Annotated in this window: 28 protein-coding genes; 7 read left to right on the plus strand and 21 right to left on the minus strand. The window is 40.1% G+C overall.

Going from position 1 to position 26,929, the window contains the following annotated elements; genetic code table 11:
* Positions 1-96: 96 nt before the first annotated feature.
* Positions 97-747: a TetR/AcrR family transcriptional regulator gene (locus NQT69_RS09245; RefSeq protein WP_256827367.1), complete on the minus strand. Its 651-nt coding sequence runs from the start codon at positions 745-747 to the stop codon at positions 97-99.
* A 251-nt stretch (positions 748-998) separates the two neighbouring features.
* On the opposite strand from NQT69_RS09245, the gene coaD reads away from it, so the two are divergent.
* Both coaD and NQT69_RS09255 read left to right on the plus strand, forming a co-directional pair.
* The gene (gene coaD, locus NQT69_RS09250) at positions 999-1,481 is read left to right on the plus strand and encodes a pantetheine-phosphate adenylyltransferase (protein WP_256827368.1); all 483 of its coding nucleotides are present in this window, start codon (positions 999-1,001) and stop codon (positions 1,479-1,481) included.
* Positions 1,478-2,884 (plus strand): capsule assembly Wzi family protein, encoded by a 1,407-nt coding sequence (locus tag NQT69_RS09255; protein WP_256827369.1) that lies wholly within the window; start codon positions 1,478-1,480, stop codon positions 2,882-2,884. The genes coaD and NQT69_RS09255 overlap by 4 nt, the downstream gene beginning before the upstream one ends.
* 17 nt (positions 2,885-2,901) lie before the next feature.
* Here the strand turns inward: NQT69_RS09255 and NQT69_RS09260 are convergent, their stop codons facing one another.
* The 8 genes from NQT69_RS09260 to argC all read right to left on the minus strand — a co-directional run bounded on the left by NQT69_RS09260 (position 2,902) and on the right by argC (position 10,348).
* Positions 2,902-3,381, minus strand: coding sequence for a hypothetical protein (locus NQT69_RS09260; RefSeq protein ID WP_256827370.1), 480 nt, complete (start codon positions 3,379-3,381; stop codon positions 2,902-2,904).
* 80 nt (positions 3,382-3,461) lie between these two features.
* Entirely contained in the window at positions 3,462-3,992 is a 531-nt protein-coding gene (locus NQT69_RS09265; protein ID WP_256827371.1) for a hypothetical protein, read from the minus strand.
* A 35-nt stretch (positions 3,993-4,027) separates the two neighbouring features.
* Complete coding sequence (locus NQT69_RS09270) at positions 4,028-4,243, minus strand: hypothetical protein (protein ID WP_256827372.1); 216 nt, start codon at positions 4,241-4,243, stop codon at positions 4,028-4,030.
* Between the two features lie 275 nt (positions 4,244-4,518).
* On the minus strand, positions 4,519-6,384 hold the full coding sequence (gene argH, locus NQT69_RS09275) for an argininosuccinate lyase (protein WP_256827373.1): 1,866 nt from the start codon (positions 6,382-6,384) through the stop codon (positions 4,519-4,521).
* Between the two features lie 50 nt (positions 6,385-6,434).
* On the minus strand, positions 6,435-7,637 hold the full coding sequence (locus NQT69_RS09280; RefSeq protein WP_256827374.1) for an argininosuccinate synthase: 1,203 nt from the start codon (positions 7,635-7,637) through the stop codon (positions 6,435-6,437).
* A gap of 9 nt (positions 7,638-7,646) precedes the next feature.
* The gene (locus NQT69_RS09285) at positions 7,647-8,567 is read right to left on the minus strand and encodes an ornithine carbamoyltransferase (RefSeq protein ID WP_256827375.1); all 921 of its coding nucleotides are present in this window, start codon (positions 8,565-8,567) and stop codon (positions 7,647-7,649) included.
* 7 nt (positions 8,568-8,574) lie between these two features.
* Positions 8,575-9,336, minus strand: a complete 762-nt coding sequence (gene argB, locus NQT69_RS09290) for an acetylglutamate kinase (protein WP_256827376.1) — start codon at positions 9,334-9,336, stop codon at positions 8,575-8,577.
* A 7-nt stretch (positions 9,337-9,343) separates the two neighbouring features.
* Positions 9,344-10,348: an N-acetyl-gamma-glutamyl-phosphate reductase gene (gene argC, locus NQT69_RS09295; RefSeq protein WP_256827377.1), complete on the minus strand. Its 1,005-nt coding sequence runs from the start codon at positions 10,346-10,348 to the stop codon at positions 9,344-9,346.
* Positions 10,349-10,557: 209 nt separating this feature from the next.
* Here argC and argE point away from each other — a divergent pair, with 209 nt between their 5' ends.
* Complete coding sequence (argE, locus tag NQT69_RS09300) at positions 10,558-11,706, plus strand: acetylornithine deacetylase (RefSeq protein ID WP_256827378.1); 1,149 nt, start codon at positions 10,558-10,560, stop codon at positions 11,704-11,706.
* Between the two features lie 36 nt (positions 11,707-11,742).
* On the opposite strand, the gene panP is transcribed toward argE, so the two are convergent.
* Positions 11,743-13,371, minus strand: a complete 1,629-nt coding sequence (gene panP, locus NQT69_RS09305) for a pyridoxal-dependent aspartate 1-decarboxylase PanP (protein ID WP_256827379.1) — start codon at positions 13,369-13,371, stop codon at positions 11,743-11,745.
* Between the two features lie 268 nt (positions 13,372-13,639).
* On the opposite strand from panP, the gene NQT69_RS09310 reads away from it, so the two are divergent.
* Complete coding sequence (locus NQT69_RS09310; RefSeq protein ID WP_256827380.1) at positions 13,640-15,577, plus strand: bifunctional diguanylate cyclase/phosphodiesterase; 1,938 nt, start codon at positions 13,640-13,642, stop codon at positions 15,575-15,577.
* Here NQT69_RS09310 and trmB read toward each other — a convergent pair.
* The 8 genes from trmB to folB form a co-directional block, all read right to left on the minus strand.
* A complete protein-coding gene (gene trmB / locus NQT69_RS09315) occupies positions 15,507-16,175 on the minus strand; it encodes a tRNA (guanine(46)-N(7))-methyltransferase TrmB (protein ID WP_256827381.1) in 669 nt (222 codons plus the stop codon). The two genes, NQT69_RS09310 and trmB, sit on opposite strands and share 71 nt — an antisense overlap.
* On the minus strand, positions 16,175-16,942 hold the full coding sequence (locus NQT69_RS09320; protein ID WP_256827382.1) for an ABC transporter permease: 768 nt from the start codon (positions 16,940-16,942) through the stop codon (positions 16,175-16,177). The genes trmB and NQT69_RS09320 overlap by 1 nt, the downstream gene beginning before the upstream one ends.
* A complete protein-coding gene (locus NQT69_RS09325; protein ID WP_256827383.1) occupies positions 16,943-17,872 on the minus strand; it encodes an ABC transporter ATP-binding protein in 930 nt (309 codons plus the stop codon). It lies immediately after the preceding gene.
* Positions 17,869-18,492: a flavin prenyltransferase UbiX gene (locus NQT69_RS09330; RefSeq protein WP_256827384.1), complete on the minus strand. Its 624-nt coding sequence runs from the start codon at positions 18,490-18,492 to the stop codon at positions 17,869-17,871. Before NQT69_RS09330 ends, NQT69_RS09325 begins: the two co-directional genes overlap by 4 nt.
* Before the next feature lie 19 nt (positions 18,493-18,511).
* On the minus strand, positions 18,512-19,861 hold the full coding sequence (mpl, locus tag NQT69_RS09335) for a UDP-N-acetylmuramate:L-alanyl-gamma-D-glutamyl-meso-diaminopimelate ligase (protein WP_256827385.1): 1,350 nt from the start codon (positions 19,859-19,861) through the stop codon (positions 18,512-18,514).
* Positions 19,862-20,333: 472 nt separating this feature from the next.
* Positions 20,334-21,134 carry an undecaprenyl-diphosphate phosphatase gene (locus NQT69_RS09340; RefSeq protein WP_256827386.1) on the minus strand — a complete coding sequence of 267 codons (801 nt, stop codon included), beginning with the start codon at positions 21,132-21,134 and terminating at the stop codon, positions 20,334-20,336.
* Positions 21,131-21,619 carry a 2-amino-4-hydroxy-6-hydroxymethyldihydropteridine diphosphokinase gene (folK, locus tag NQT69_RS09345; RefSeq protein WP_256827387.1) on the minus strand — a complete coding sequence of 163 codons (489 nt, stop codon included), beginning with the start codon at positions 21,617-21,619 and terminating at the stop codon, positions 21,131-21,133. The genes NQT69_RS09340 and folK overlap by 4 nt, the downstream gene beginning before the upstream one ends.
* Positions 21,620-21,621: 2 nt before the next feature.
* Positions 21,622-21,981 (minus strand): dihydroneopterin aldolase, encoded by a 360-nt coding sequence (gene folB / locus NQT69_RS09350; protein WP_256827388.1) that lies wholly within the window; start codon positions 21,979-21,981, stop codon positions 21,622-21,624.
* A gap of 249 nt (positions 21,982-22,230) precedes the next feature.
* On the opposite strand from folB, the gene plsY reads away from it, so the two are divergent.
* On the plus strand, positions 22,231-22,842 hold the full coding sequence (gene plsY / locus NQT69_RS09355) for a glycerol-3-phosphate 1-O-acyltransferase PlsY (protein ID WP_256827389.1): 612 nt from the start codon (positions 22,231-22,233) through the stop codon (positions 22,840-22,842).
* Here the strand turns inward: plsY and tsaD are convergent.
* Genes tsaD through NQT69_RS09370 form a run of 3 tightly spaced genes read right to left on the minus strand, consistent with a single transcriptional unit; the run spans position 22,835 to position 24,786 of the window.
* Positions 22,835-23,848 (minus strand): tRNA (adenosine(37)-N6)-threonylcarbamoyltransferase complex transferase subunit TsaD, encoded by a 1,014-nt coding sequence (gene tsaD, locus NQT69_RS09360; RefSeq protein WP_256827390.1) that lies wholly within the window; start codon positions 23,846-23,848, stop codon positions 22,835-22,837. The two genes, plsY and tsaD, sit on opposite strands and share 8 nt — an antisense overlap.
* Before the next feature lie 25 nt (positions 23,849-23,873).
* Positions 23,874-24,464, minus strand: a complete 591-nt coding sequence (locus NQT69_RS09365; protein ID WP_256827391.1) for a YjaG family protein — start codon at positions 24,462-24,464, stop codon at positions 23,874-23,876.
* Positions 24,457-24,786: a putative signal transducing protein gene (locus NQT69_RS09370; RefSeq protein WP_256827392.1), complete on the minus strand. Its 330-nt coding sequence runs from the start codon at positions 24,784-24,786 to the stop codon at positions 24,457-24,459. Before NQT69_RS09370 ends, NQT69_RS09365 begins: the two co-directional genes overlap by 8 nt.
* A gap of 104 nt (positions 24,787-24,890) precedes the next feature.
* On the opposite strand from NQT69_RS09370, the gene NQT69_RS09375 reads away from it, so the two are divergent.
* A complete protein-coding gene (locus NQT69_RS09375; protein ID WP_256827393.1) occupies positions 24,891-25,298 on the plus strand; it encodes a DUF2721 domain-containing protein in 408 nt (135 codons plus the stop codon).
* A gap of 50 nt (positions 25,299-25,348) precedes the next feature.
* On the plus strand, positions 25,349-26,872 hold the full coding sequence (locus NQT69_RS09380) for a DUF3369 domain-containing protein (protein ID WP_256827394.1): 1,524 nt from the start codon (positions 25,349-25,351) through the stop codon (positions 26,870-26,872).
* The last annotated feature ends 57 nt before the right edge of the window (positions 26,873-26,929 follow it).

Consider the following 26,929-nt stretch of genomic DNA (forward strand, 5'->3'; position numbering starts at 1 on the left):
TTAAGAATTCACGCGCCCACATACGGTGGGCGCGCGATTATAGCAAAAAATCTAACGTCTAGGAAATAAACAAATTTAGCTAAAATCTATTACCGTTTAAGCGGGCTCAACCTGTAGCGATAATTGTGTGTACTTTTCTTTTAACTCGGCGAGTTTAGATAGACTTTGCTCTGCAGCATAAGCTTTAAATAAAGCCAACACTTTTAAAATTCCTTTATAAATATCTTGCTGTAATAGCTCACCGCTTAAACGCCGCGCTTTTATATAAGGAGTCCAAAAACTAACCGTCAGCTTTAACATGTGCGCCAGCTCTGTTGCATCATCGTCATCAAGTTCCATTAAGCCACTGTCACGTAAACTGATAATAATCCCCCTCACTTGCGTGAGTAAGGCTGATTGAAACTCTATATAGTCTTTTTTTAGCACTTCATCTCGAGATAAAATATCACCTAAGTTGTCGTAAAAAAAGTGAAAACGCCACATCAATTCAAACAACGCATCAAGATAACCACTGAGTTGAACAAAGCCATCACTATGCCCACTGACAGGAGTAAACTGCGTATGTAAATGCTCACTATAAAGTGCAAATATATGGCGAATTATGTCTTCTTTATTTTTAAAGTGATAATACAGGTTGCCAGGGCTGATCCCCATATGAGAAGCAATATGGTTAGTCGTGATCGCACGTTCCCCGTGCTGGTTAAACAGCTCAATGCTGGTCTTAATTATTTTATCCTTGGTACTCATATATTCAGCTACTCTAGGTTGTTATTAAAGTAAATGCTCAAAGTTTATGCAAATTATATTAGCCGCCGAGTATATACAAATCCAATCTAATAAAATACCACCTTGAAAATTTCTATCTTAAATCTCAGTGATTCAATGTCGACCTTGAATAATACTAACGTTAAACAATAACAAGTGATTACTTTAAGAAGGCTGATCTGTAAGGCAAACACTGATAATATAGCGGCAAAAATAACACGAAGCTAAAGCATATGAAAGTTACAGCAATCTATCCGGGCACCTTTGATCCACTCACTAACGGGCACACAGATCTGATCCAGCGTGCAGCGAAAATGTTTGATACGGTAATCGTCGCTATTGCCCATAACCCGAGTAAAAAGCCTTGTTTTAGCTTAGGTGAACGTGTAGATATTGCAAATAAGCTATTAAATCATATAGAAAATGTCAGTGTTATAGGTTTTTCTGGCTTACTTGCGGATCTAGCTCGTGAGCATAAAGCCAATGTATTAATTCGAGGTATTCGTGCGGTCTCTGATTTTGATTATGAGTTTCAATTGGCTAATATGAACCGACGTTTAAATCCCGATTTAGAGAGTGTATTTTTAACACCAGCGGAAAAAAATTCATTTATTTCCTCAACTTTAGTTAAGGAAGTAGCCCGCCACAAAGGTGATGTCAGCGAATTTGTCAGCCCAATTGTTGTTAAAGCTTTAGAGGATAAATTACACGGATGAAGTTAACTAAGCTTGCGAGCTTTGCCGCATTACTCTCGCTTTCTGCCCCCGGCATAGCAGGTCCTTGGATTGATAGTGATGATCCGCTTTTACGTGCTTCAATTGAAATGCTCTTCAATCAAGGCATTATTAAGCAGCCAATTAATAGCTACCCCTTGATGTGGCAAGGAATAGCTCGCGATCTTAATAACCTAGATGCAACTAAGTTATCTAGCCAAAGTCAATTCGCTTATCAACATGTAAAACATGCTTTGGCAAATGCCAAACAAACGACCAGCTCTGGCATGAGAGTAAACTACAATAGTGATACAAGCTTGCAACAGAGTTTTGGCAGCCGTGACCAACAAAAAAGCGGAGTAAACAGCTATGGCTCGATCACTGGCAATAGAGTCAGTGCTAAAGTCAGCGTTAACTATGCGGATGAAGCCCTAGATGGTAAATACACAAATTATCAGGGCAGTTACTTAGCGGTACTGCTTGCCGATTGGTCAATTAGCGCAGAGCAAATAAGCCATTGGTGGGGACCAAGTAATGATAATGCCCTACTGCTATCAAATAACGCTGCACCAATGAAAGGTGTGAGAGTTAACCGTGCTAATACGCAATACGATGGACCGAGCTTTTTTTCATTTATTGGTAACTGGCAACTTACCGGTATTTACGCGAAACAAAAACCGACTCTTACCACTAATGATGAAGGTGATTATTGGGCAATGCGTTTTGCCAGCACACCATTACCTGGATTTGAGATTGCGTTCAGTACATCGGGGTCAGATTTCTTAACTAGTTCATTTGTTGAGCCTACGACCCTAGAAACTGAGACTAAAAAGCAGCAACTGACTAGCCTAGATGCCAAATATTCTACGCAAATAGCAGGGCAGCCCGTTGGGTTTTATGCTGAGGTAATGGGCCGTAATGACAGCGGCTTTACCCCGAGTGACCCATTTTATACTGTGGGCATTGAAAGCTTTTTTGGCGACCAAAAGCGTTTACTTAAAACCTATTTTGAGTATACCAATACTCAGCAAGAGTGCGTTACAGCTATCGATTGCACATACGGCAACGATACGCTAACCAGTCTTAGCGCAGGCTACACTCATAAAGACCGTTTAATAGGCAGCTCAACACCTTATAACAGTAAATCTGCAGTTATAGGCGCGCAATACCACACAATGAATGGTTACGCAGGCTTTGCTAAAATACGTTGGTTAGAGGGCGACTCACTTATTACAGCTCCGGCAACAGAAATCGGCTCGTTTAAACGAGTACAACTTGAGGCTGGCTATCAACAAGCGATATTTAGCGGACTTTGGAAGGTAAGTGGCTCAGTGTTTAAAGATGAGTTAAATACTGACTCAGATACAAACACGGCGGTTAAAACCAGCTGGGAATACCGCTTCTAGCGTTTATTAGCATCGTATTATACAAGGTTAGACTGCTTGTTTGATCTTGTATAATGTTCATAGCCTCGCAATAACCCTAAAAAATCTTTATTAGTAAGCAAAGCTAAAACCATCATCACATCCATTAAATTGACAGTCACAGAGTAAAAGCTCCAGAACCACCACTGTTCATAATGATGTAAGTAATTGAGGTCGATATGCATGCCCAGAAATAACAGCATATTTACTGTTAAACCAATCATAACGTAGAGCTTCGCCGGTACCTCAGATACACTCGCTCGGTTAGAAATAAGTAAAATTGTCAATAAACAAATTAAATCAAAGAAAAACCAAAGCAAATAGGTAACCTGACTATGAACGAGATCAAGCCCAAGGCTTAATATCATTAGAGGATCAGAACAAAAGTAGGAAAAAAAGATTGTTAGCGAAATCCACATTAAGGTTTTATCACCATTTGGTGTCGCCGATTTTTTTACTAGGTTATAAAGAAATGCCATTAGAAAGCTCCACATAACCAGTGAAGCTAAATACATTGCAGAAAACTCTTGGAAGAATTGCATTCAGATCAGAAACTGCTTTAACAGTTTTTCAAGCTACTGATTTGTTTTTTCTCATTCCTTTTAGAAAACAACTTACCAATTCGCAACCAATCTTTTCCAAAAATAAGAGTCACGACCATGAAGAAGTCAACGGCATTTATTCCAACTGAATAAAAACTCCAAAACCACCAATATTCAGCGTTACTAAGATAAACAATATCAACATGTATCCCAAAAAATATAAGAGTATTTATTGTTAAACCTACTAATATATATTTTAAGGTAGCGGTAAATTGTAACTTTAGAAGTTTATGTGATGCAAGAAGAGTAATTATTGTAATAACGTCATATTTAACCCAAATGAGGTAAACATACATGCCCGCATTTAGATCAACAAACTCATAGCTCAAGCCATAAGAGAGCAGCATTATTATAGATATAACGAGAGGTGAACTACTTCTGTCTTCTACTGTAAACTTGAGCAACAAATTGTACAAGCAAGCCATTAGAAAACCCCATATGATAATCGTATCAAAGTGGATTCCTAAAGACGTTAAATCAAAATACATACACCATCTCGTTTTGCTAAGCCTTACTTAGCAGTTTATGCAGGTTTACGGCGATCAGGATCGGTAGATAAGCCACCGCCACCACGCTGAATCTCTGCTTCACCACTTGCTGCTAATAAGGCCTCATTAGATATAGACACTGTATCAGATTGTAGTGTTTTATTGCTAGTGCTTTGTTCTAAAGCTGGCTTTGATTGTTGCATAGAGTTGTATGCTTGCATTTGCAGTTGGCTGTTACCTGTAACTTGCATGAGAGTGTTCCTTTCATTAATTGTTGAATTTTACTTAAGCTATTTAAGTGCTTATTGCATAACGCTATGATATTTTTTTGGCGTATTACAAAGATAAACTCTTACTGAGTTATCTGTTAAATATAAAGCAATTAATGATCCAACTTTTAACAAACACCGATCTTTTGTGAGCTATTATTTATTTCCTACAGGTAATTAAGGTTGAGGTCATACCAGTTGAAAAGACCATAAAAAAACGCACAGGGGTAACCGTACGTCTTTTACATCCAGGGATTTTAAGCTACGTTTTTACACGGGATCTCCGTATTCCGACTTGGCTTCAAAATAAATTCCATTGCGACTTCGTCACAATTGTCTTTGCGTAAACAAAGTTCACAGTCTTTCATTACCTTTTCCGGTAAGCTTTCTTTAGTACAGAATGTAAAACCTTGTTTTTCAAAAAAATCTGGTACACGCGTCAATACAATGATGCGATTGAGCGCCAATTTTTTGGCTTTTGCGAGCAAGTGCTCAACTAACTGTCGACCTTGCCCTGTAACGCCCGTTTCAGGGTCGATACCCAAAGAGCGTATTTCAGCTAGGCCGGTGTCATAAATATACAAAGAGGCGCAGCCTGCAACAGTAGAGTTGACTTCTGTTACTGCGAACTCATTAATTGAGTGCACCATATCACTTTTTGCACGCGGTAAGTTTTCACCTACGGTTGCCCAGTGCTGAATAAGCTTAGCAATAGACTCAACATCATCTAAATTTGCATCACGTACTGTTATTTGCTGTTTTTTTTTCGCATCTTTAACAGCGTTAGTCACTTGCTCTAAAGATGTACCGCCGAGTGCTTGACGCGCTTTGAGACATGCGTCTATTTCTAATACAGGATATACATCTTGTTCAAAAATACTATGCACAGACTTAAATTGTTCTAAACTTAAATCTTCTAAGTTATTACCTTGTGCAATAGCCATTTGTACTAGCACACCCACAATGTGGTGACCTTCTCTAAATGGGATACCTTTGGCAACTAAGTAATCGGCTAATTCAGTCGCATTTGAGTGTCCGCCTTTAGCTGCTGCTAATGTGCGCTCAGCATTGACCTTCACACCTTTAATACATGCTTGTGCCATATGAATGCAGGCAAGCCAAGTAGGCATTGCATCAAACAAGCCTTCTTTGTCTTCTTGCATATCTTTATTATAAGCAAGTGGCAAGGCTTTAAGGGTCATCATCATTGCACTGAACGAGCCAAACACACGGCCAGTTTTACCACGAATAAGCTCAAGTGCATCAGGGTTTTTCTTTTGTGGCATTAAAGATGAGCCAGATGTCACGTTGTCAGCCAACTCAATAAACCCAGCTTCACCTGAGTTATAAAAGATCAAGTCTTCTGCCATACGCGATAAGTGAATCATTGAAATCGAAGCGCAACTTAATAGCTCTACAACAAAATCGCGATCCGATACCGAATCTAAGCTATTTTTAGTCGCAGCGGTAAAACCTAACCCCGCGGCAAGGGCTTGCCTATCTATTGGGTACGCAGTCCCTGCAAGTGCACCACTGCCTAATGGACAAAAATTCATTCGTGCTTTAGCGTCACTTAAACGACTCTCATCACGTTCCAGCATTTCCACATACGCCATACACCAATGGCTAAATAACAGGGGTTGAGCACGCTGCAAATGTGTGTAACCAGGTAAAATAGTACCTAGTTCACGCTCTGCTAGAGCAATAAACTCAGCTTTAAGTTGCCCTAATGCTTCAAGTAAGTGATCGGCAGTATCACGGCACCATAATCTAAAGTCAGTCGCTACTTGGTCGTTACGGCTACGTCCTGTATGTAGTTTTTTAGCTAAATCACCGACTTTTTCAATCAGTGCTGCTTCAACATGTGAATGAATATCTTCAGCGCCCGACGTCGCCACAGCTTGTGGGTCCGCTTTTACTTCATCGAGTAATTCATATAATGCTGCAACAAGCGATTCATACTCGCTACTCGTTAGTACATCAACTTGCTTAAGGGCACCAGCCCACGCCACAGAGCCAATAATGTCTTGCTCTGCTAATTGATAATCGAAGGGAAGTGAATCGTTAAATTGTTTAAACGCTTCATCTGGACCCGTAGAAAAACGTCCGCCCCATAATGCCATGAAATATCTCCAAACCCTGAAACTGCCCCGCGGTAACGGGGCGTATTAAATTACTTCTTCGCTAATGCCGAAATTCTGCTTGAAAGCGAGAACAAACGAATAAACCCTTCAGCATGCGATTGGTCATACACATCATCTTCACCAAAGGTTGCGAAGTCTTCGCTATATAAACTATTTGGTGACTTCTTCTGAACCGCAGTGACTTGCCCTTTATAAAGCTTAAGAACAACTTCACCCGTAGCCAGTGTTGATAACGCTTCGGCGCCCGCTAAGATTGAGTCTTTAAGCGGTGTGAACCAACGACCATCATAAACTAGGTGTGAAAACTCACCGCCCAGAACTTCTTTCCATTTACGGCTTGATTTATCAAGCACTAACTCATCAATTGCTTGTAGTGCAGCCATGATCACGGTGCCACCTGGTGTTTCATAACAGCCACGTGACTTCATACCTACTAAACGATTTTCAACAATATCAACCCGCCCAACACCGTGTGGTGCAGCAATATCATTTAATTTAACTAAACAGTCGTAAGGTTTTAGTTGCTCGCCATTAACCGAAACAACTTCACCTTCAACAACATTTAACGTCACTAACTCTGGCTCATTCGGTGCTTGCTCAGGCGAATTAGTCCAGGTCCAAACTTGATCACTTGGTTGACACCATGGATCTTCAAGCTCACCACCTTCATGAGAAATATGCCATGCGTTTGCATCACGACTGTAAATTTTAGTTGCTGATGCTGAGCATGGGATATCACGCTCAGCTAAGTAATCTAATAGCGATTCACGGCTTGATAAGTCCCATTCACGCCAAGGCGCTATGACTTTTAAATCAGGTGCAAGGGCTGCAAAGCACGACTCAAAACGAACTTGGTCATTACCTTTACCTGTACAACCATGAGACAATGCATCAGCACCTACTTTACGGGCAATTTCAACCTGTGCTTTAGCGATAATCGGACGTGCCATTGAAGTACCGAGTAAATAAGTGCCTTCGTAGATTGAACCGGTTTTCAGCGTCGGGTAAATGTAATCACTTACCATCTCATCTTTTAAGTCAACCACATAACACTCTGATGCGCCTGATGCGATAGCTTTTTCTTCTACGCCTTCAAGTTCCTCAGCGCCTTGACCTACATCAGCCACGAACGCGATAACTTCACAACCGTAGTTTTCTTTTAACCATGGCACGATAGCCGATGTATCTAAACCACCAGAATAAGCTAATACGACTTTTTTAATTGAACTCACAGGTATTCCTTAAACAAAATTTGGATTTAATAATGTAACAAGCAGTGCGTTTTGCGCATGCATACGGTTTTCTGCTTGCTGTATAATTTTTGATGCTGGGCCATCCATTACCTCTGAGGTAATTTCAAACTCACGGTGCGCAGGCTGACAGTGCAATACAGTATCTGCTCCTGTTTGCTCCAGTAATGCGGCATTTAACTGATACGGCATATACTTTTCTTTAACTTGTTCAAGCGGAGTGTCATCGCCCATTGATACCCAGGTATCGGCATAAACAACATTCGCACCCACAGCAGCTTCAACACGGTCACTGACCATCACAGAAGCACCATTCATAGCAGCAATTTGCTCTGCTTGCTTTAATATTTGAGAGTCAGGTGAACTTCCTTTCGGACAAACCGCAACAAAGTCAGTACCCAATGTTGCTGCAAGCAACATGAGTGAATGTGTAACATTGTTACCTTCACCTAAATACGCTAATTTTAATTGACTAACATCACCATACACTTCTTGTAAGGTTAAAAAGTCAGCCAAGGCTTGGCATGGGTGATATAAATCACACAAGCTGTTGACCACTGGTACACTGGAAAATTCAGCCAGTGTTGTTAGAGTTTTGTGCTGATAAACACGAGCCACAATTCCATCCGCCCAGCTGGCAATATTTAAAGCAAAGTCTTTTACTGATTCACGGGCGCCCATGGCCCCATTTTGTGAATCAAGATAAACCGCGTGACCACCTAGCTTGTTAATGCCAATATCGAACGATAAACGCGTTCGTAAGCTAGGCTTTTCAAATAATGTAACAACGGATTTCCCTGCGAGCGCTTGGCTAAAATCAGCAGGGTTTGCTTTAATTTTTTGCGCTAAATTAAGTAACTTAAGTGCGCCTTTTTGGTCTAATTCAAGACCCGATAAAAAATGATTAAACATAGTATACCTATGGTGTAATTTTTGTTCCGACGTGCTCACCGTTAAGTAAAGCAATTAAATTATCTGGCTTTTGCCAGCTCGAAATATACACACCTCGTCGTAAATGTTGGGCAGCGTGAAGACTGGTCTTAACTTTGACCTCCATCCCGCCCACAATGACTCCTTCTGTAATTAAAGTATTGATCTGATTTGTGTCAAGTTGATGTAACGGTTGCTTATTTGCATCAAGCACCGCTTCAACATCAGTCATAAAAATAATTTCAGCATCAAGCTCTTTTGCTATTGCAGCAGCCGCTTCATCTGCATTTACGTTATACCAAAGGCCGTCTTCGCCAAATCCAATCGAACTGACAAGTGGTAAACGGCCCAATTTTAGTAACTCAGGTAAAACGCTTGGCACACCACTTTCACATTGGCCAACTTGACCCAATGCTTTTAATTTCTGAGAAGAAATAATACCGGCTTCATATAAACTAAGGCCCACAGGCTTATGCCCTGCAACAATTGCTTGACTCATTAACTGTTTATTAGCACAACCGGCGAGTGCACCGACAATATACGGCATTTGTTCTTTCGGGCTAATACGCAACCCTTGGTGTTTAGCACTGGCAAAACCAGCTTCTTTTAACCAACTATCTACTAGTGCACCACCACCGTGCACAATCACGTATTGCGCTTGAGTTTGTGATGCAAGCGCAGCAAACAACGCTTTTGCGGCATCTTCAGTATTAAGTACCGCACCACCTAACTTAATAACCCATGTTTGCATTACTCAACTACCCTTTTAAACCAGTGCTATGAGGTAACCCCATAACTAAATTAATACATTGCAACGCTTGACCAGCAGCACCTTTTAATAAGTTATCAATAGCAGCCATAACTATCAGTTGCTCACCTTGTTGTTGCCATGCAATATCAACATACGGCTGCTTAGCAACGCCTTTGATAGACGGAATTTTATTGCCTAGTAACCGAATCAGGGGCTCATCAGCAAGTACCTGGTAAGCTTGAGTTACTTGTTCTGGTGTTACACCTACTTTTAACTGCACATAGATAGTTTCTAAAATACCGCGGGGAAAATTGCCCAAGTGCGGTGTAAATAATACTTTATGGCCTAAATGCTGTTCTATTTCGGGGCTGTGCCTGTGAGTAAATAAGCCATAAGGAGCTAGCGATACCTCACAAAAATGCGTGCCGACACTTGCTTTACGCCCAGCGCCTGTTACACCTGATACAGCATTTATAATGACGGGTTGCTCTGCTAATAGATTGGCTTGCTGTAATGGCTTTAATGCATTCAATGCTGCCGTGGGGTAACAACCCGCAACCGCAACAAGTTGCGCCGCTTTAATTGCTTCGCCATTCCATTCAGCTAAGCCATAAGCTGCTTGGGCTAATAAGTCTGTGTGCTGGTGTTCGAAGCCATAATAGGTTTGGTAATCTTCATTACTACTTAAACGGTAACCACCGGATAAATCAAATACCTTTTTGCCCATAGCTAAAAAGCGCGGCGCTAAGTCAACACTGACCTTGTGATCTGTACATAAACAAACAAAGTCAGCACTGTTGCCAATATCTTTATAAGCACTTTCACTAAGAGGTAATAAAGGAGTATCTAGAAGCCCTAAATGCTCTGGGTATAACTCACTTAACAATTTACCTTTATCTAAGCTTTGCTCAGAGATATAACAACCCGTTAAAGTTAATTCTGGGTGCTTAACTATTAAGCTGGCTAACTCAGCACCGCTATAACCACTTGCGCCAATAATTACTACTTTCATTCGATACTCTTTTAATCATTAATACTGTTATACATATAGGTTTTAAGTGCCAGCAGGAGCACTATATTTAGGAATGAAATTTAGTTATCGTCGTATAATGAACATAGCTCTACTTAAATATATTTATGCTTAAAAAGTGAATTGATATTCATCATAAATACTTTTATATTGTTATGCAATTAGAATGAATAATTATTTTGGATTTTTTTATGCCTTTACCGTCTTTTTTATCTATGTACCAGCAATTAATTGCTGCGCCTTCTATCAGTGCCATGGACGAGTCGCTATCTATGAGTAATAAGGGCGTTATCGACTTGCTTGCTAATTGGTGCAAAGAGCTTGGGTTTGACTGTGAAATAACCGAACTTTCAGGACCAAAAGGTCGCTTTAACTTATTAGCAAAGCGTGGCAAAGGCGATGGCGGTTTAATGCTTGCCGGCCACACAGATACGGTCCCTTTTGATGATAGCCGTTGGAATTATGATCCGTTTAAGTTAAGCGAACATGACAATAAACTTTTTGGTTTAGGTAGTATTGATATGAAAGGTTTTTTTGCCTTCGTTTTGCAAGCGATTAGCGAGCTGGATGATAGTGAGCAAAACCAACCTATATTAATTTTAGCGACCGCTGATGAAGAAACAACCATGGCCGGGGCACAACAAATTTGCCAACACCCAAACTTAAAGCCTGCGCGCTGTATTATTGGTGAACCTACGGATATGACCCCGGTATTTACTCATAAAGGACATATGAGTACAGCCATTAGAGTAATAGGTCGTTCAGGCCACAGCTCTGATCCTGAGCGTGGTTTAAACGCTATTGAGGTCATGCACAAAGTCACTTCAAGGCTCTTAGTATTAAAGCAAGAATTAAAGAATAAATATTCAGTTGAGCATTTTGTTATCCCTTACCCTACCCTTAACCTTGGACATATCCATGGTGGCGACAATGCCAATCGCATTTGTGGGTGCTGCGAAATGCATATCGATATGCGCCCGCTACCCGGTTTAAGTGTGCAAGAGCTACAAGCCATGTTGTTAGCCATAGCCGCTGATATAAACAATCAGTATCCTGATGCCGTCAGTGTTGTAGACATGCATGAACCTATCCCAGCATTTACTGGCAGCACGGATTCTGCATTAGTAAAGTTAGCCGAAAAAATTTCAGGGGAGCAGGCGGTGGCAGTAAATTATTGTACTGAAGCACCATTTATTCAACAGCTAGGCTGTGAAACGATCGTAATGGGACCGGGCTCAATTAATCAAGCCCACCAGCCAGATGAGTTTTTAGCAATGGAGAAAATTAAACCGTCACAAAAAATCATTAGTGAAATGATTAAAACGAGCTGTTTTAATTAAAAAACGAAAGTGGGAGCCAGCACTGCTAGCCCCACTCTAACCCATATATTTAGAAAGAAACTTTTTAAATAGCGGATCCGTTTTCGCAAGCTCTCTTTGTTCAGCCAAAATATCTTTTAAAATCGCTTCTGAGGTCAATGGGTTTGCAAGTACCACTCGAAATACAACCGTTGGTTGGTGATCATACTTTGCCGGTGTAAGACGAGTACGTGATACAAAAGAGCGCCCAGCTTCACGTTGCCGTTTTTGCATACTCGCGGTGAAACGGTTTAATGATGCGTATATATCTAAGCGGGTTTGTTCGTCTGCTTGTGCTATTTTTTGCTGGATTTGTTTAGGTACATAACGGTATGTCAGTAAACATAGCTCAGGCTCAGTGATCAGCTCAAAATCTTCATCGGCTTTAATTAGCTCAGCAAAGAAGCGAGCTTTTTCAATCCCTTTATCAATTAAAATTTCATAACCTTTACGGCCAATTACCCGTAAGCAAGCATGCACTAACATAGCCATACCAGGACGGCTTCCCTCAAGCGTATGACTGCCTAAGTCTTTTGATCCTTTTCGCAAAATGTATTCTGCATGATGTTCAATTGCATCCGTAGCCGCAGGGTCTTTAAATAACACCAACCCCGCCCCCATTGGTACATACATTTGTTTATGGGCATCGATGGTGATTGAATCTGCACGCTCAATACCTTTAAGTAATGCACGGTATGTATCTGATAATAAGGTGGCTCCGCCCCATGCAGCATCGACATGAAAATGACAACCCAGCTCTTGGCTTAAGTCAGCCATTTCATCAAGGGGATCAATACTGCCAGTCTCGGTGGTACCAGCGACCCCTACAATTGCCATCACTTTAATGCCTTGTGCTTCAAGCTCATTAGCTTTGTCGCGCATTGCTGCAATATCAACTTTATTATTATTGGCTGTTTTAATAGCAATAAAATTGTCACGACCAATCCCCAATAAATCGGCTGATTTACCTAACGAATAATGGCCACGCTCAGAAACCAGTACAGCAAGGCCTTTATATCCATAATGAAGCATGGCACTTATTAAACCTTGCGCACCAATACCTTTAAACTCACCGTCAGCTTTTAGTAATCGGTTTCGAGCTATCCACAAAGCGGTAATATTAGCCACAGTGCCACCAGAGCAAAATGCACCTAAAGACGTTTTTGCACTGTGCATCCACTTACTATAAAACGCATCATTTTGGCCATAAGCTAAATGATGCATCATACCCAGCACTTGACGTTCTAATGGAGTAAAAGCTTTTGAAGTTTCAATTTTAACGAGGTTTTGATTAAGCCCCACCATCAACTTTGATAAAGGCAAAACAAAGTGTGGTAAAGCCGACGTCATGTGACCAATAAAACTCGGTGCAGCCGTATGTACTGAATGAGCAACTAATTGCTCCATAATATCTTGCGCATAAGCAGATACAAACGTTGGATCTTCTGGGATCACCGCTGATTGAAAGTCTTTTTCAATTTCATGCAGTGGCTTTTCAATTGCCGCTATATTCTCATTTAAAAAACCTGCCAAATTACTCGAAATCTCAAGTTCTATTTTACTCAAGGTTGAGTCAGGTGCTTCTGGCACAGTAAATATACGCATCAGAGTTTCTTTAGAGGCGACGGCACAACGCTTTTGATCCATCTTAATACCCAGTAAATGCAGCTTTTCACAATCAAACACCTAAATAAAATAGCTTTCGATCAATAAAGCAAACTGCAGTGTTGCTACGAAATGCGCTAACTTTACTGCAATATAGTATAAATGTCTCGTATTAAGCCATAAAAGCCAACAATTGCATGACAAATTAATGATAAATTGATTAATTTTTTACCTTACATACATATTAAATATTTATAGTGGTTGCCAAGTTTTTTTGTATAATATCGATGTTAATATATAAGGGACTAAAATGATAAGTGCACGTTTAAGGACAAACTGGATAATTACAGGTTTTTTGGTATTCCTAATTAGTTTATCTAGCTACGTTTATTACACATATCACAGTACTCGCGCAGATATTATGCATCAGGTCGATGCCCGCTTACTCAATGCCGCAGTGGGTGTTAAACACATTTTGGGCAATGACTATCACGATAAAATCAATGCGGGAGTCTCTGTAACGCGCACGACCTATCAACAAAAAAGTCGCCAATTATCTGAATTTGCCAATGCACTGAATATTGCTTATGTGTATTCAATGGTGCTAAAAGAAGGTAGCGTCCACTTTAGTTCATCTAGCTATACTCAAGATGACCAAAACACCGGTAAAGTGACCCAATTTCTTGATTTATATCCTGAAGCGACTAAAGCTAATGTCAGTGCCTTTTACTCTACCGAACCAGTATTTGAAATATCAAAAGATCAATGGGGACACTTCAAAAGTATATTTGTGCCTTATATAGATAAAAACGGCAATACTTATTTAACCGGTGCTGATATCACCATCTACGATTTAAATCAGCAACTTAACGAAAGCGTATCTAAAGCAGCGGTGCTAGCGAGCTTTTTCTTTTTTATTGCATTGCTAGTAGCAGGCATTTATATCTATTTACTTAAACGCGCTTTATCGACTGATAGTAGTAGCGGTTATGCTAATCATATAGCTCTTGATTATTACATAAAAAAAGCATCAACCTACTATATGCAAGTTGCCGTGGTTTGGGTTAATGAAATTGAAGACATTAACAGTTTCTACGGCACTGAAGTAGGCGATAAAGTGATGAAAAGCCTGCTTGAACACTTTGCTTCACGTCGCCCAGTTGCCAGTGATGTTTTTCGCTTAGCAACCAATAAAATAGTCTTGATCGGCCCCTTCGAAGAAGAACATACCGGCTTTAGTGAGCTTATTCAAAACTACAATTGCAGTACTCCCCTACTCACAGACCCTTTTATCTACATAACACTCTGCGCAGGTATAGCAAATGGTAATAAAGCGGTGTTACTTGAGAACGCCCATATCGCGGCATTGCAAGCAAAGCAAGGGCGCTTTAATGTTGTAAACTACTCTGTGGCACTACATGATGTTAAAAACCAATACCAATACAATGTTGAAATGGCCAAAGATGTTCGCGAAGCATTTGAAAATAATCGTATAGTTCCGTACTTTCAGCCAGTTTATGACTACAGTAGCAACACTATCACTCAATATGAGTGCTTAGCGCGGATGATCACAGCGCAAGGTGAAATACTTCTACCTGATGCCTTTATTAATGTCGTGAACCGTTCTCGCATGGATGGTATGTTAACAAGAGCAATGCTGAGCCAATGCTTTGCACGATTTAGAAAAACCAGCACCTGTTGGAGTATCAATATCACAGCACAGGACATGCTTGATCCTAGCTTAACAGAGTTTTTAGCCGACGAACTAAAACGTTATCCGCAACCGAGTAACATTACCCTAGAGCTTTTAGAAACTGAAGCTATTGCTAACTTCTCCGAAGTAAAAACATTTATTAATATGGTTAAGCAACGTGGCGTCAAGGTGTTTATTGATGATTTTGGTACTGGTTACTCGAATATCTCTAATGTCTTAAAATTAGATGTCGATGGTATTAAATTAGATGGCTCACTAATACGCCAAGTAATTAATGATAAAGATATATATCTTTATATTGAACATATCGCTAGTTTTGCTAAACAATTAAATTTGCAGGTAATTGCAGAATGCGTTGAAAGTAAACCTGTCGTGAACGCACTTATAAAAGCAAAGGTGAGTTTAATGCAAGGCAACTACTTTGCCAGTGCAGCTCCTCACGTATCAACTCACCAGCAACTTCTTAAAGCAAGTCAATCACTAGTCGGTGACTCTGTTGACCACTTGCCCAATATTTACGTTCGAACGGAGTAATCGCTTCATCGCTTTCAAACAATTGAACCTCCGTTGTATGCCCAGCTAATTGCAATGCTTGGGCAAACTCCTTTACATAAATATCCCAATTACTGCGTACCTCTAAGCGCCCCCCTAATTTAACAATAAAAGGGAATATCGCTGCACCATGCCAACGCCGTTGAATATGCTTAGCTTTAGGCCAAGGGTTGGGGTAAAGTAAATAATGGTGTGTTGGCTGCCAGTTAGCCGCCACAGCTAAACGCCAAAAGTCATTTAAATCGGCCTGCACCAACATATACTGACCCAAATCTGTTTGTTTGTACTCAACGTCATGTTTATCCAAGCGATGCGATGACTTATCGATGCCAATCACAAGTGCATCAGGGTAGCGCTTAGCTAAGTTAGCGGTACTTTCGCCTACACCACAACATGAATCAAGAATAAGCGGCCCGTTAAAGGCCTGTACTTTTTCGTTAACTTGATCGAAAGCTGTTTGCGTATGTGCTGCAATCGGCTTTTTAAACTCAGCAGTTAAATGCTTACCAACTATTTCATCCAGCTTTTCATGTAAACCAGTTTGGTTTGATACAATACTACGTGAATTTGCATCACTCATCAGTGTCTAAGCCCCACACCTTTTTTAATTAGCGTCAGTGCTAATGTAAACAAAGCCGTAATAAATAAAAACAACACACCAAATGCAACGGATAAATCGACATCTGACACACCTAAAAAGCCATACCTAAACGCATTAACCATATAAATAATTGGATTAACCTGCGACACTCCTTGCCAAAAATCAGGCAACAAGGTGATTGAGTAAAACACCCCACCTAAATATGTTAGTGGCGTTAAAACAAACGTAGGGATAATACTTATATCATCAAAGCTATTGGCATAAATTGCGTTTATTAAGCCACCTAGCGCAAATACTGCTGAGGTTAAAATAACGGTGGCGATAATAACAAAAATATTATGAATTTGAATATCAACAAATAACAAGGATACGCACGTCACAATTAAACCAACCATCATGCCGCGCGTCATCCCGCCACCCATGTAGCCAAGTACAATAATATAGTTTGGTACAGGCGCAACGAGGAGCTCTTCAATACTCTTTTGGAATTTTGTAGAGTAAAAGCTTGATGCCACATTGGAATATGAATTAGTTATAACCGACATCATAATCAAACCTGGAACTATGAACTCCATATAACTAAAGCCCCCCATTTCTCCAATGCGGGAACCGATTAAATTACCAAAAATAACGAAATACAAACTCATTGTTATCGCCGGCGGTACTAAGGTTTGCACCCAAATACGTAAAAAACGAATACATTCTTTTATCCATAAACTTTTTAAGGCTACGCCGTATTTAAACATCTACTTGTCCCGCCCTTGCTCTAGTAAACCTACAAATAACTCTTCTAAACGGTTAGCCTTATTACGCATACTCAAAACTGTATTACCTTGTTCTGTGAGTGCTGTAAATACTGCATTCAACCCTTGCGCTTTAGCGACTTCAACCTCAATGGTATGATCATCCACCATTGAAAATTGATAACCTTCAAGCGTTACCGGTTGCACTGGCTGTTTTAAATCTAGAATAAAAGTTTCTTTATCAAGCTTTGCCAATAAAGCTTTTATTGTGGTGTTTTCAACGATAATACCCGAATCAATAATCGCGATGTTTTTACACAGTAACTCGGCCTCTTCAAGGTAGTGAGTGGTGAGAATAATCGTCACACCTTGATTGTTTATTTGCCTTAAAAACTCCCACATTGAACGACGAAGTTCAATATCAACTCCTGCTGTGGGTTCATCTAAAATAAGTAATTTAGGTTCATGCATCAATGCGCGGGCGATCATCAAACGACGCTTCATACCACCCGATAAAGTACGTGCTTGTTTATCTTTTTTCTCAAGTAAGCCAAGCTGAGTCAGGTACTTATCAGCACGCTGATGAGCTAATTTACGAGGTACGCCATAATAACCGGCTTGATTTACTAGTATCTGAGTCAAAGTTTCAAATTGGCTAAAGTTAAACTCTTGCGGAACTAAGCCAAGCTCAGATTTAGCCGCTTCTAAATGGGTATCAATATTATGGCCAAATACCTCTACCTGACCTGCTGTTTTATTTACGAGTGAAGAAATCACCCCTATTGTTGTTGATTTACCAGCCCCATTAGGCCCAAGTAAGGCAAAGAAATCACCTTTTTGTACTTGTAAATCAATATTTTTAACGGCTTCAACGCCATTTTTATAAACCTTTTTCAGGCCTTTGATATCTAAAGCTATTGTTTGTTCGCTCACTGTTTACCTTCCCCATAGCCCCAGCGTTTAGTGAGGGTATGCTCAATGTTTAAATGATCTAAAATGCGGGCCACCATAAAGTCGACTAAATCACGAATAGACTCTGGCTGATGATAAAACCCTGGTGCGGCTGGCATAATAGTGACACCAAGGCGGGCTAGCTTTAGCATATTCTCAAGATGAATTTCGCTAAATGGTGTTTCTCGAGGTACTAAAATAAGCTGCCCGCGCTCTTTAATAACGACGTCAGCTGCTCGCTCTAATAGGTTATCAGACGCACCCACAGCAATTGCAGAAACAGAGCCTGCGCTACATGGGCAAACAATCATTTTTTTCGGCGCCGCTGAGCCTGACGCAACCGGACTAAACCAGTTATCTTTACCAAAAACTTGAAGCTGCTCAGGTGAGGCATTAAAAAGCCCACATAGCTGCTCGGTGGCTTTATCTTCATTCGCGGAGAGTTTAATGTTTGATTCAGTATCAAGCACGACTCTGGCTGCGCTAGAAATTAACACAAATACTTTAAACTGCTGTGCTAGCAGTACTTCTAACAATCGTAAGCCATAGGGTGCACCGGACGCCCCGCTAAATGCGAGGGTGATAGTATCTTTATATTGCACGTGCGCTCTCACTTTTAAATTAATGAAATTTGTTACTTAATGCGCTAATTAATTGTTCATGTAACCCATTAAAGCCGCCATTACTCATAATTAAAATATGTTGTTGCGGCTGAACTTGATTTATTACTTTAGTCAGTATTTCGTCAGTACTGGTTAAACAATTCATGCCCGCTTGCTGGGCTTGCTCGCGCAAAGACCAACTTAAGTTTGCAGGTTCAAATAAATAGACTTCATCTGCATCGGCTAATGAAGCGAGTAAGGTATGCTGATGAACTCCCATTTTCATGGTATTAGAACGAGGCTCTAAAATGGCGATAATTTTTTCATTCCCTACTTTCGCGCGCAAGCCAGCAAGGGTTGTTTTAATAGCCGTGGGGTGGTGAGCAAAATCATCATACACCTTAATATTGGCAATATCAGCTTTAAGCTCCATTCGTCTTTTTGGGCTGATAAACTCAGCCAATGCAGCAATACTATGCTCTATAGCAATACCCACGTGACGCGCTGCAGCAATTGCCATAAGCGCATTTTTAACATTATGTACACCAATTGCTTGCCACTGAACCGTACCTATCGACTCGCCATTAAGCAAAACACTAAATTCACTGCCGTCAGGCTTAAGTAAGTTATAACCCCAATCACCGCCTAGTGTTTCGCTTTCACTCCAACAGCCTTGTTCAATGACCTCATTTAATGCCTTCTCATCTGATGGCCATATTACTTTGCCAGTACTTGGCAGTGTACGCATCAAATGATGAAATTGTTTTTTTATCGCATTTAAATCGTCAAAAATATCTGCGTGATCAAATTCTAAGTTATTTAAAATTAACGTACGCGGGAGGTAATGAACAAACTTACTGCGTTTATCAAAAAAAGCAGTGTCGTATTCATCGGCCTCAATAACAAAAAAAGGGGTTTCCCCTACACGGGCGGATAAACCAAAGTTTTGTACAATACCACCAATTAAAAATCCTGGTTTTAGACCTGCGTATTCAAGTATCCAAGCAAGCATACTTGCAGTGGTGGTTTTACCATGAGTGCCCGCAACAGCTAGCACCCAAGAATCCTGTAGTAAGTTATGCTTTAACCATTCAGGGCCAGAGGTATAAGGCAAACCTTTATCTAATACATACTCTACACACGGGTTTCCTCTGCTCATTGCATTCCCAATGACCACCATATCTGGCGCAGGCTCTAGTTGAGAAACCTCATAACCTTGAGTAAGTGTGATACCAAGCTCTTCAAGTTGGGTACTCATTGGTGGGTATACGTGTTGATCAGATCCTGTAACGGTGTGACCTAATGATTTAGCTATTGCGGCAATCCCTCCCATAAAGGTACCGCAAATACCCAAAATATGAATATGCATGTTTATTCCTTTGCTGCGTGAGTTAAAAGCAGCATTGTTTTTATTACCCGCCATAATGCCAAAATTAGCCCCTAGTTACCATTGCCATATCGCATTACAGTTTTGCTAAAAAGCAGCTAATTAAGTTACTAATTGCAAAAAGTTCCAGCGCATTTGTTTTGATGATAAAAAACTAGCATCGTTTTTTGTATAAAATTAACGCCCACTCAAATAAACGACATTAACTTTTATAGTTGATTTAATAGATAAAAACTATTTTATAATGGTGTTCTCGCGTCAAGCTGTTATTCATAACACATGCAACAATAAGCTACCAAGTATCCATTCTTACAATGAAGGTCAGTTTTTGTTCTAAAAGGCCGCCTCTTATCGTTATGCGCTAAATACACTTTCTAAATTTGTAGTTAGCTAATAACAAAAAAACGCCTTAGTTCAGTAAGCTAAGGCGTTTTTATTTGTATTGCATAACTGCCTAAATCATTAAAAATACAATTAAACCAATACCTAGTAATAAACGATAAATAACGAATGGCATCATGCCCATACGTTCAATGATTTTCAAGAAGAAGAAGATACAGGCATAAGCCGAAATAAAAGATAAACCTGCACCTAGAATTAACGTAGTCCAATCAACAATATGATCGCCCAATGCAAGTTCAATAGTGTAATAAAGACCCATCATAGAAATAACAGGAATGGCCAGTAAAAATGAAAAACGTGCGGCGCTTTGCTTATTCATACCCAGCATTAAACCTGCCGTCATGGTGATACCAGAGCGCGATGTACCAGGGATCATTGCCATTGCCTGTGCCATGCCAATCATTAATGCTGATTTCCAGTTTAATTGATAGATAGTTTTAGTTTGTTTACCTTTTACATCGGCATACCAAAGCAAAAGGCCAAAAAGAATTGTTGTTACAGCAATGACCCATGCACTGCGTAAATAAAGCTCAATCAAATCTTTAAAAATTAATCCAAGTACAGCTGCTGGAATAGTACCTAAAATAATCCACCAGCCTAGTTTACTGTCATCTGTTGCACCTTGTGCGCCAAACGATTTAAACCACGCACCAAGTATATCCACAACTTCTTTTCTAAAATAAATGACAACAGCGATTAATGTACCAACATGTACTGCGACATCAAATGCTAAGCCTTGATCTTGCCAGCCTAAAAGTTGTGAAGGTAGAATCAAATGAGCTGAGCTTGAAATAGGTAAAAACTCAGTCAATCCTTGGATCAGGGCTAAAACGATAATTTCTATAATACTCATGGGTTAGTAAACTCCACCTTCCATAGTTTCTGATTCGGGTTATTGTAATCACGCCATAGCTGGGCAATCGTTTGCTTGGCAACTGGGTGATAAAAATCGGGGGCTATTTGTGCCAATGGTTGCAACACAAATGCATTTTTTGTTATTTCATCTCGTGGTAATTGCGCGGGCGTGTCGCAAATAAGGTCATCATAAAACAGTAAATCTAAATCGAGTGTCCGCGGGCTAAATTTTTTATCGCTTGCTGTACGGCCATTATCTCGTTCAATATTTTTTAATAGCATGCATAACTGCTCAAGTGGAATATCCGTATCTGCACCTACTACTGAGTTATAAAAATTGTTGCCAGAGAAACCAACAGCTTCACTTTCAAACACACTTGAGTGCTCAAGGCTGGCAAAATATTTTTTCAACGTTACTAATGCTTGACGAATATAGTACGCTTTGTTCACATTCGATCCAAGGCTGATATAAATTTTCGCCATAGCTAGTTAGTGGCCTTCATTCGCGTAATTTGTACGCCAACAGTTTGTGCTTGAGCAACGGCTGCGGGCTTACTCACCTTTATGGTAACCTGTTGAGTATTAAACTCATTTAGGATAATTACCGCGAGCTGTTCAACTAAAGTTTCTAGTAGTTCAACAGGCTGTGCTGTGCTGTGTTCAATGATCCGTTCACTAACTTTTGCGTAATCTAACGCCAAATTGATATCGTCAGTTTCGGCTGCTGGTTTTATATCGCAAAGCATCTCTATATCGAAATATAAACTCTGTTTACTTTCTTTTTCAAAATCATACACGCCTATGATAGTGTCAACATGTAGTTGCGATATAAAAACTTTATCCATAACTGCTCCAATTGAAAAATTTAAACTCAATTACCGAGTTTTCACACGCTATAATTAATGTTTATAACATTTTAATACTTTAACTGTGTTTTATTATGTAAAAATTACCCATACAATGGCATAGGGGTACAGCAAATAATTGCTGCATTGTTGAACATACATATATGCAATGTTATTTTGCGGCTTATGTTAGGCCTGAGTTGTGGCCAATGATAGCTGAAAAAGCGCGATTAAAAAATAAGGAAGCGTGTGATAGCCGTTTTAATGTTAGTTTTAGCCTACTTACTAGGGTCGATTTCATCGGCTATCCTAGTGTCGCGGCTATTCAAACTACCCGATCCTCGCTCTCACGGTTCAAATAACCCTGGTGCTACAAATGTTTATCGCTTAGGTGGTAGCTTTCCTGCTTGTTTAGTTTTGGTATTTGACATTCTTAAGGGCACAATCCCAGTCTGGGGAGCTTACTTTTTAAAGCTTGATCCACTGATGCTTGGCTTAATAGGAGTGGCAGCTTGCTTAGGCCATATGTTTCCAATATTTTTCCGCTTTAAAGGCGGTAAAGCTGTCGCCACAGCATTTGGTACATTATTACCTATTGGTCTTACTTTAGGTGGGTTGTTAATATCGACTTGGGTTGCCGTTGTTGCTATCACCCGCTACTCATCTTTAGGGGCACTCACTGCCGTAGCGTTAGCTCCCATATATACTTGGTGGATTAAACCGCTTTACACTTTGCCCGTTACATTTTTAACTGTGCTCATTATTATTCGTCACCATGGTAATATAAAACGTCTTTTTAGCGGCGAAGAACCTAAAGTTGGTGACAAAAAAAAGCCACCAACCAAAGAGCAGCCTAAATAGCTTCTAAACTATCAATTGGCCAGCGTGGCTTCGTTTTCATATCAAGGCTGGCAAATTGCCCTGCTTTTAAACGCTGCATACCCGCATAAGCAATCATAGCACCATTATCTGTACAAAATTCAGTACGCGGATAGTAGACCTGTCCCTTCATACCCTGCATTACTCGTTCAAGTTGCGCTCGCAACTGTACATTTGCACTTACGCCACCAGCTATTACAAGGCGCTTAATTCCGGTTTGTTTTAATGCCCGCTTACACTTTATAACTAAGGTATCAATCACTGCCGTTTGAAATGCATGAGCAATATCGGCCTTGGTTTGCTCATCATCATTGTTATCACGAATTGTGATTGCTGCAGCCGTTTTCAAGCCGCTAAAGCTAAAATCAAGCCCCGGTTTATCTGTCATAGGACGAGGAAAAATAAAACGCTTTGCCTCGCCTTGCTCGGCAAGTTTAGCTAAACGAGGACCGCCTGGATAATCAAGGCCAAGTAACTTGGCTGTTTTATCAAACGCCTCACCTGCTGCATCATCTACCGACTCGCCTAGCACTTCATATTGGCCAATACCTTCAACCTTCACCATCATGGTATGGCCGCCTGATACTAACAAAGCAATAAACGGAAACTCAGGCACATCATCTTCAAGCATAGGTGCCAATAAATGCCCTTCCATATGATGCACAGCAACGGCGGGGATATTCCAGCCATAGGCTAACGAGCGTCCTATTGATGTGCCTACCAACAGCGCTCCGACAAGCCCTGGCCCTGCCGTATATGCAATACCATCAATATCCTCAGCAGTACAACCTGCTTGGGCAAACGCTGCATCAATCAAAGGCAAGGTTTTACGTACATGGTCTCGTGAGGCTAATTCAGGAACTACACCGCCGTAATCAGCATGCACTTTTACTTGGCTATACAATTGATGTGCTAACAACCCTTTCTCATCGTCATAGATTGCAATACCGGTTTCATCACACGATGACTCAATGCCTAAAATTCGCACTGCTGTTTTCTCCTACGAAAAAGTGTTACAAGGCTAAACCGATGTTGGTTTGCCCGTCGGCTATAGCATGTTGTTTCAGCGCTTTTACGCTCTGTGACGTTACACGTCCCATTTGCTCAACAAAATCAATCATTTCACTGAGTACTTCAATTTCATATTGCATTAACGGATGCTCACGAACCGTTTTATTGTCTGCAATTTCACCTTCAACAGTTAATTGATATTCGATAAAACGAGCAACCGTAGCTTGTGATATCTTACTAATACTGACAAATTCACTTTCATCTTGTGTAATTAAGCCGTGCATTAAACCAAGTAAAGCCGTTGCTGCATCAATCGCAGGGTACGTACCAAACATATCAAAGTCGGCTAATTCAGGCACATTAGGCTCAATTTTTTCAATTTGCTTCTCTAAATCAATTTTACTTTTAGGGAGCAAGATTTTTTCCCAGCATACATTCAGTGCACTGCGAAGCGTTGTTTCATCACCAAACCCTGTAGCTTCACTAAACAAGCCATAATTAGGTAGCATACGCTCAATCAATGCAGCCGCTAATACAGCTTGTTGTAAATAATTAAGCTCTCGAATTCGCTGAAAATTATTCGCTTTAGTCATTCCTAGGAGTCCTACAGGACCAACAAATTTCAAATGTTGACCCATTATGCTCATTACAGTTGGGACATACCCAATCTAGAGCTGATTGCTGTTCTTGACTATAGTTTACCAATAATTCTCGCGCATGGCGCTCTTTTATCGCATAAACCTGTACTCGCACCTCAGTTTGAGCAAAGGGAATTTCACCTACAGCACTTTGCAATGACTCCCCAAGTAACTGACAATCTATCTCGTTTCCTAACAGCAAGCCTTTTACAATATTCGCCTCAACTGCATCTGCCGCGCTATATACTGTTACCCAGCGAAATGGTTCATTGTTCATAAGATTAATTCCTGCTTATATTATTTATCTTTACGGGTGCTTTTACTTTGTTACTAAATTCCCCTAAGCTACTCTAAGAGAAGCATTTGTTTTTAGGAATAATCATGACACTTACCACGCCAGGCTTACTTTTCCCCGCCATATCATTACTACTGTTAGCCTATACCAATCGATTTTTAGTATTAGCACAATTAATACGAGAATTAAATGCGCGAGAAGGTGAAACCATTCGACCTCTCGTAGTTGCACAAATCGCAAATTTAAGAAAACGCATAAAACTCATCAGAACCATGCAAGTTTATGGCGTAGCATCCTTTTTACTGTGCACAATTTCAATGTTTGCGGTTTTTATTGAGTTTAAAACCACCGGTATCATTTTATTTGGCATCAGCTTAGGCTGCTTAGCTTTGTCACTGTTAACATCACTTTATGAAATACATATTTCGTGTGATGCAATTGAAATAGAGCTAAAAAATATTGAAAAAAAACCATTAAGTGACAACACAGACTAATTAACAGCCACTATACTCTTTAAATGAAGTATTAAATTAAGGGGCTATATGTGACAGATTTTTTATTTTCAGGTGACACCACAAACGAATCACAACCGCAATCAAAACAATCATTTTGGGATATACTTGTTGTTGATGATGAAGAGGATATCCACCAGGTAACAAAACTTGTGTTATCGGGTTTTAAGTTTGAAGATAGACCCCTGCGTTTTCATCACGCCTATTCTGCACAAGAAGCCAAAGCACTGCTCCAACAAAATACTACGTTTTCTGTTGGTTTAATTGATGTAGTCATGGAAACTAATCATGCAGGTCTTGATCTTATTAAATTTATTCGAGATGAATTAAACAATCATGACATTCGTTTAATTTTAAGGACTGGGCAACCGGGCGAGGCCCCTGAAGAAGCAGTAATTCGTGATTACGACATTAATGACTATAAAAACAAGACAGAACTTACCGCAATAAAAATGAAAACCTTGTTGTATTCAGCTCTTCGCGCCCATCGAGATATTCAAATTATTGAACGCCACAAAAAAGGCCTAGAAAAAATTATTAATGCTTCAAGCTCATTTTTGATGTGCGAAAGTATACAAGAATTTGCCTCGTCGATTTTATCTCAAGTTTCCAATGTTACAGGCTTAGATGGGACTGAAATTTATTGTGTTGCAGCGGTAAATAATCAATCCTCTCCAGCCTCTGACTTTAAGTTGCTCGCCGCATCGGGTGTTGAACCCGAGCCAAGTAACCATATACTACCCGATGATGTACACAGCTTACTTGTCGACACCCACAACCAAAAGGTGTCTCGTAAAACTAAACATGACTATATTGGTTACTTTCCAACTCAAGCTGGCTTAGAAACCATGCTCTACGTTCGAAAGGGTTCACAGCTTGAACCTACTGAACATCAACTATTAGAATTTTTTGCCAACCACATAGCCCTTGCTTACGATAATTTAAAATTAAGAGAAATTGTAAAAGAGTCGCAAAAAGAGCTGTCTTATATATTGGGTGAGGCTGTTGAAAAACGCTCAAAAGAAACCGGCTCCCATGTAAAAAGGGTCGCGCTATATAGTGAATTACTCGCTAAACTTTCGGGTTTAAAAAGCTTTGAATGCGAGATTATCAAACTCGCTTCCCCACTTCATGATATAGGCAAAATCAGCATTCCTGATCAAATTTTAAATAAGCCCGGAAAGCTCGATGCCCAAGAATGGGAGATAATGCAAACACATGCACAAATAGGTTATGAGATCCTAAAAAATTCTAACAACGAAATACTCAAATGTGGCGCTATGATTGCTCATTTACATCATGAGAAGTGGGACGGCACCGGTTACCCCAATAAACTCGCAGGAGAAGATATTCATATTGTTGGACGCATTACAGCCCTTGCAGATGTGTTTGATGCGCTGGGCAGTGATCGTTGTTATAAAAAGGCTTGGCCTATTGAAGACGTACTAGCATTGATAAAAGAGCAACGAGGTAAACAGTTCGACCCTCAACTTGTTGATATATTCATCAATAACTTAGCACTTTTTCTGGAGATAAATAAACGCTACCCTGACTAAAAGTTGTAACATTAGTGTAAAAATAGACTTTTCAAATTAGGTACAATGCATTACTAT

The sequence above is a fragment of the Pseudoalteromonas shioyasakiensis genome (assembly GCF_024518675.1).
In the GTDB taxonomy this organism is placed as follows: Bacteria; Pseudomonadota; Gammaproteobacteria; order Enterobacterales; family Alteromonadaceae; genus Pseudoalteromonas; species Pseudoalteromonas shioyasakiensis_B.

Coding starts and splice junctions, on each gene's coding strand:
- trmB (WP_256827381.1), bottom strand. CDS start 16,175: ATGAGTGATGCAAATTCACGTAGTATTGTATCAAACCAAACTGGTTTA.
- NQT69_RS09270 (WP_256827372.1), bottom strand. CDS start 4,243: ATGCAAGTTACAGGTAACAGCCAACTGCAAATGCAAGCATACAACTCT.
- NQT69_RS09285 (WP_256827375.1), bottom strand. CDS start 8,567: ATGTTTAATCATTTTTTATCGGGTCTTGAATTAGACCAAAAAGGCGCA.
- NQT69_RS09375 (WP_256827393.1), top strand. CDS start 24,891: ATGACACTTACCACGCCAGGCTTACTTTTCCCCGCCATATCATTACTA.
- argH (WP_256827373.1), bottom strand. CDS start 6,384: ATGGCATTATGGGGCGGACGTTTTTCTACGGGTCCAGATGAAGCGTTT.
- NQT69_RS09340 (WP_256827386.1), bottom strand. CDS start 21,134: ATGAGTATTATAGAAATTATCGTTTTAGCCCTGATCCAAGGATTGACT.
- argB (WP_256827376.1), bottom strand. CDS start 9,336: ATGCAAACATGGGTTATTAAGTTAGGTGGTGCGGTACTTAATACTGAA.
- mpl (WP_256827385.1), bottom strand. CDS start 19,861: ATGCATATTCATATTTTGGGTATTTGCGGTACCTTTATGGGAGGGATT.
- NQT69_RS09320 (WP_256827382.1), bottom strand. CDS start 16,942: ATGTTTAAATACGGCGTAGCCTTAAAAAGTTTATGGATAAAAGAATGT.
- NQT69_RS09365 (WP_256827391.1), bottom strand. CDS start 24,464: ATGACTAAAGCGAATAATTTTCAGCGAATTCGAGAGCTTAATTATTTA.
- folB (WP_256827388.1), bottom strand. CDS start 21,981: ATGGATAAAGTTTTTATATCGCAACTACATGTTGACACTATCATAGGC.
- argC (WP_256827377.1), bottom strand. CDS start 10,348: ATGAAAGTAGTAATTATTGGCGCAAGTGGTTATAGCGGTGCTGAGTTA.
- argE (WP_256827378.1), top strand. CDS start 10,558: ATGCCTTTACCGTCTTTTTTATCTATGTACCAGCAATTAATTGCTGCG.
- NQT69_RS09260 (WP_256827370.1), bottom strand. CDS start 3,381: ATGGCATTTCTTTATAACCTAGTAAAAAAATCGGCGACACCAAATGGT.
- NQT69_RS09310 (WP_256827380.1), top strand. CDS start 13,640: ATGATAAGTGCACGTTTAAGGACAAACTGGATAATTACAGGTTTTTTG.
- NQT69_RS09265 (WP_256827371.1), bottom strand. CDS start 3,992: ATGTATTTTGATTTAACGTCTTTAGGAATCCACTTTGATACGATTATC.
- NQT69_RS09370 (WP_256827392.1), bottom strand. CDS start 24,786: ATGAACAATGAACCATTTCGCTGGGTAACAGTATATAGCGCGGCAGAT.
- NQT69_RS09245 (WP_256827367.1), bottom strand. CDS start 747: ATGAGTACCAAGGATAAAATAATTAAGACCAGCATTGAGCTGTTTAAC.
- panP (WP_256827379.1), bottom strand. CDS start 13,371: ATGGATCAAAAGCGTTGTGCCGTCGCCTCTAAAGAAACTCTGATGCGT.
- NQT69_RS09255 (WP_256827369.1), top strand. CDS start 1,478: ATGAAGTTAACTAAGCTTGCGAGCTTTGCCGCATTACTCTCGCTTTCT.
- coaD (WP_256827368.1), top strand. CDS start 999: ATGAAAGTTACAGCAATCTATCCGGGCACCTTTGATCCACTCACTAAC.
- folK (WP_256827387.1), bottom strand. CDS start 21,619: ATGGCGAAAATTTATATCAGCCTTGGATCGAATGTGAACAAAGCGTAC.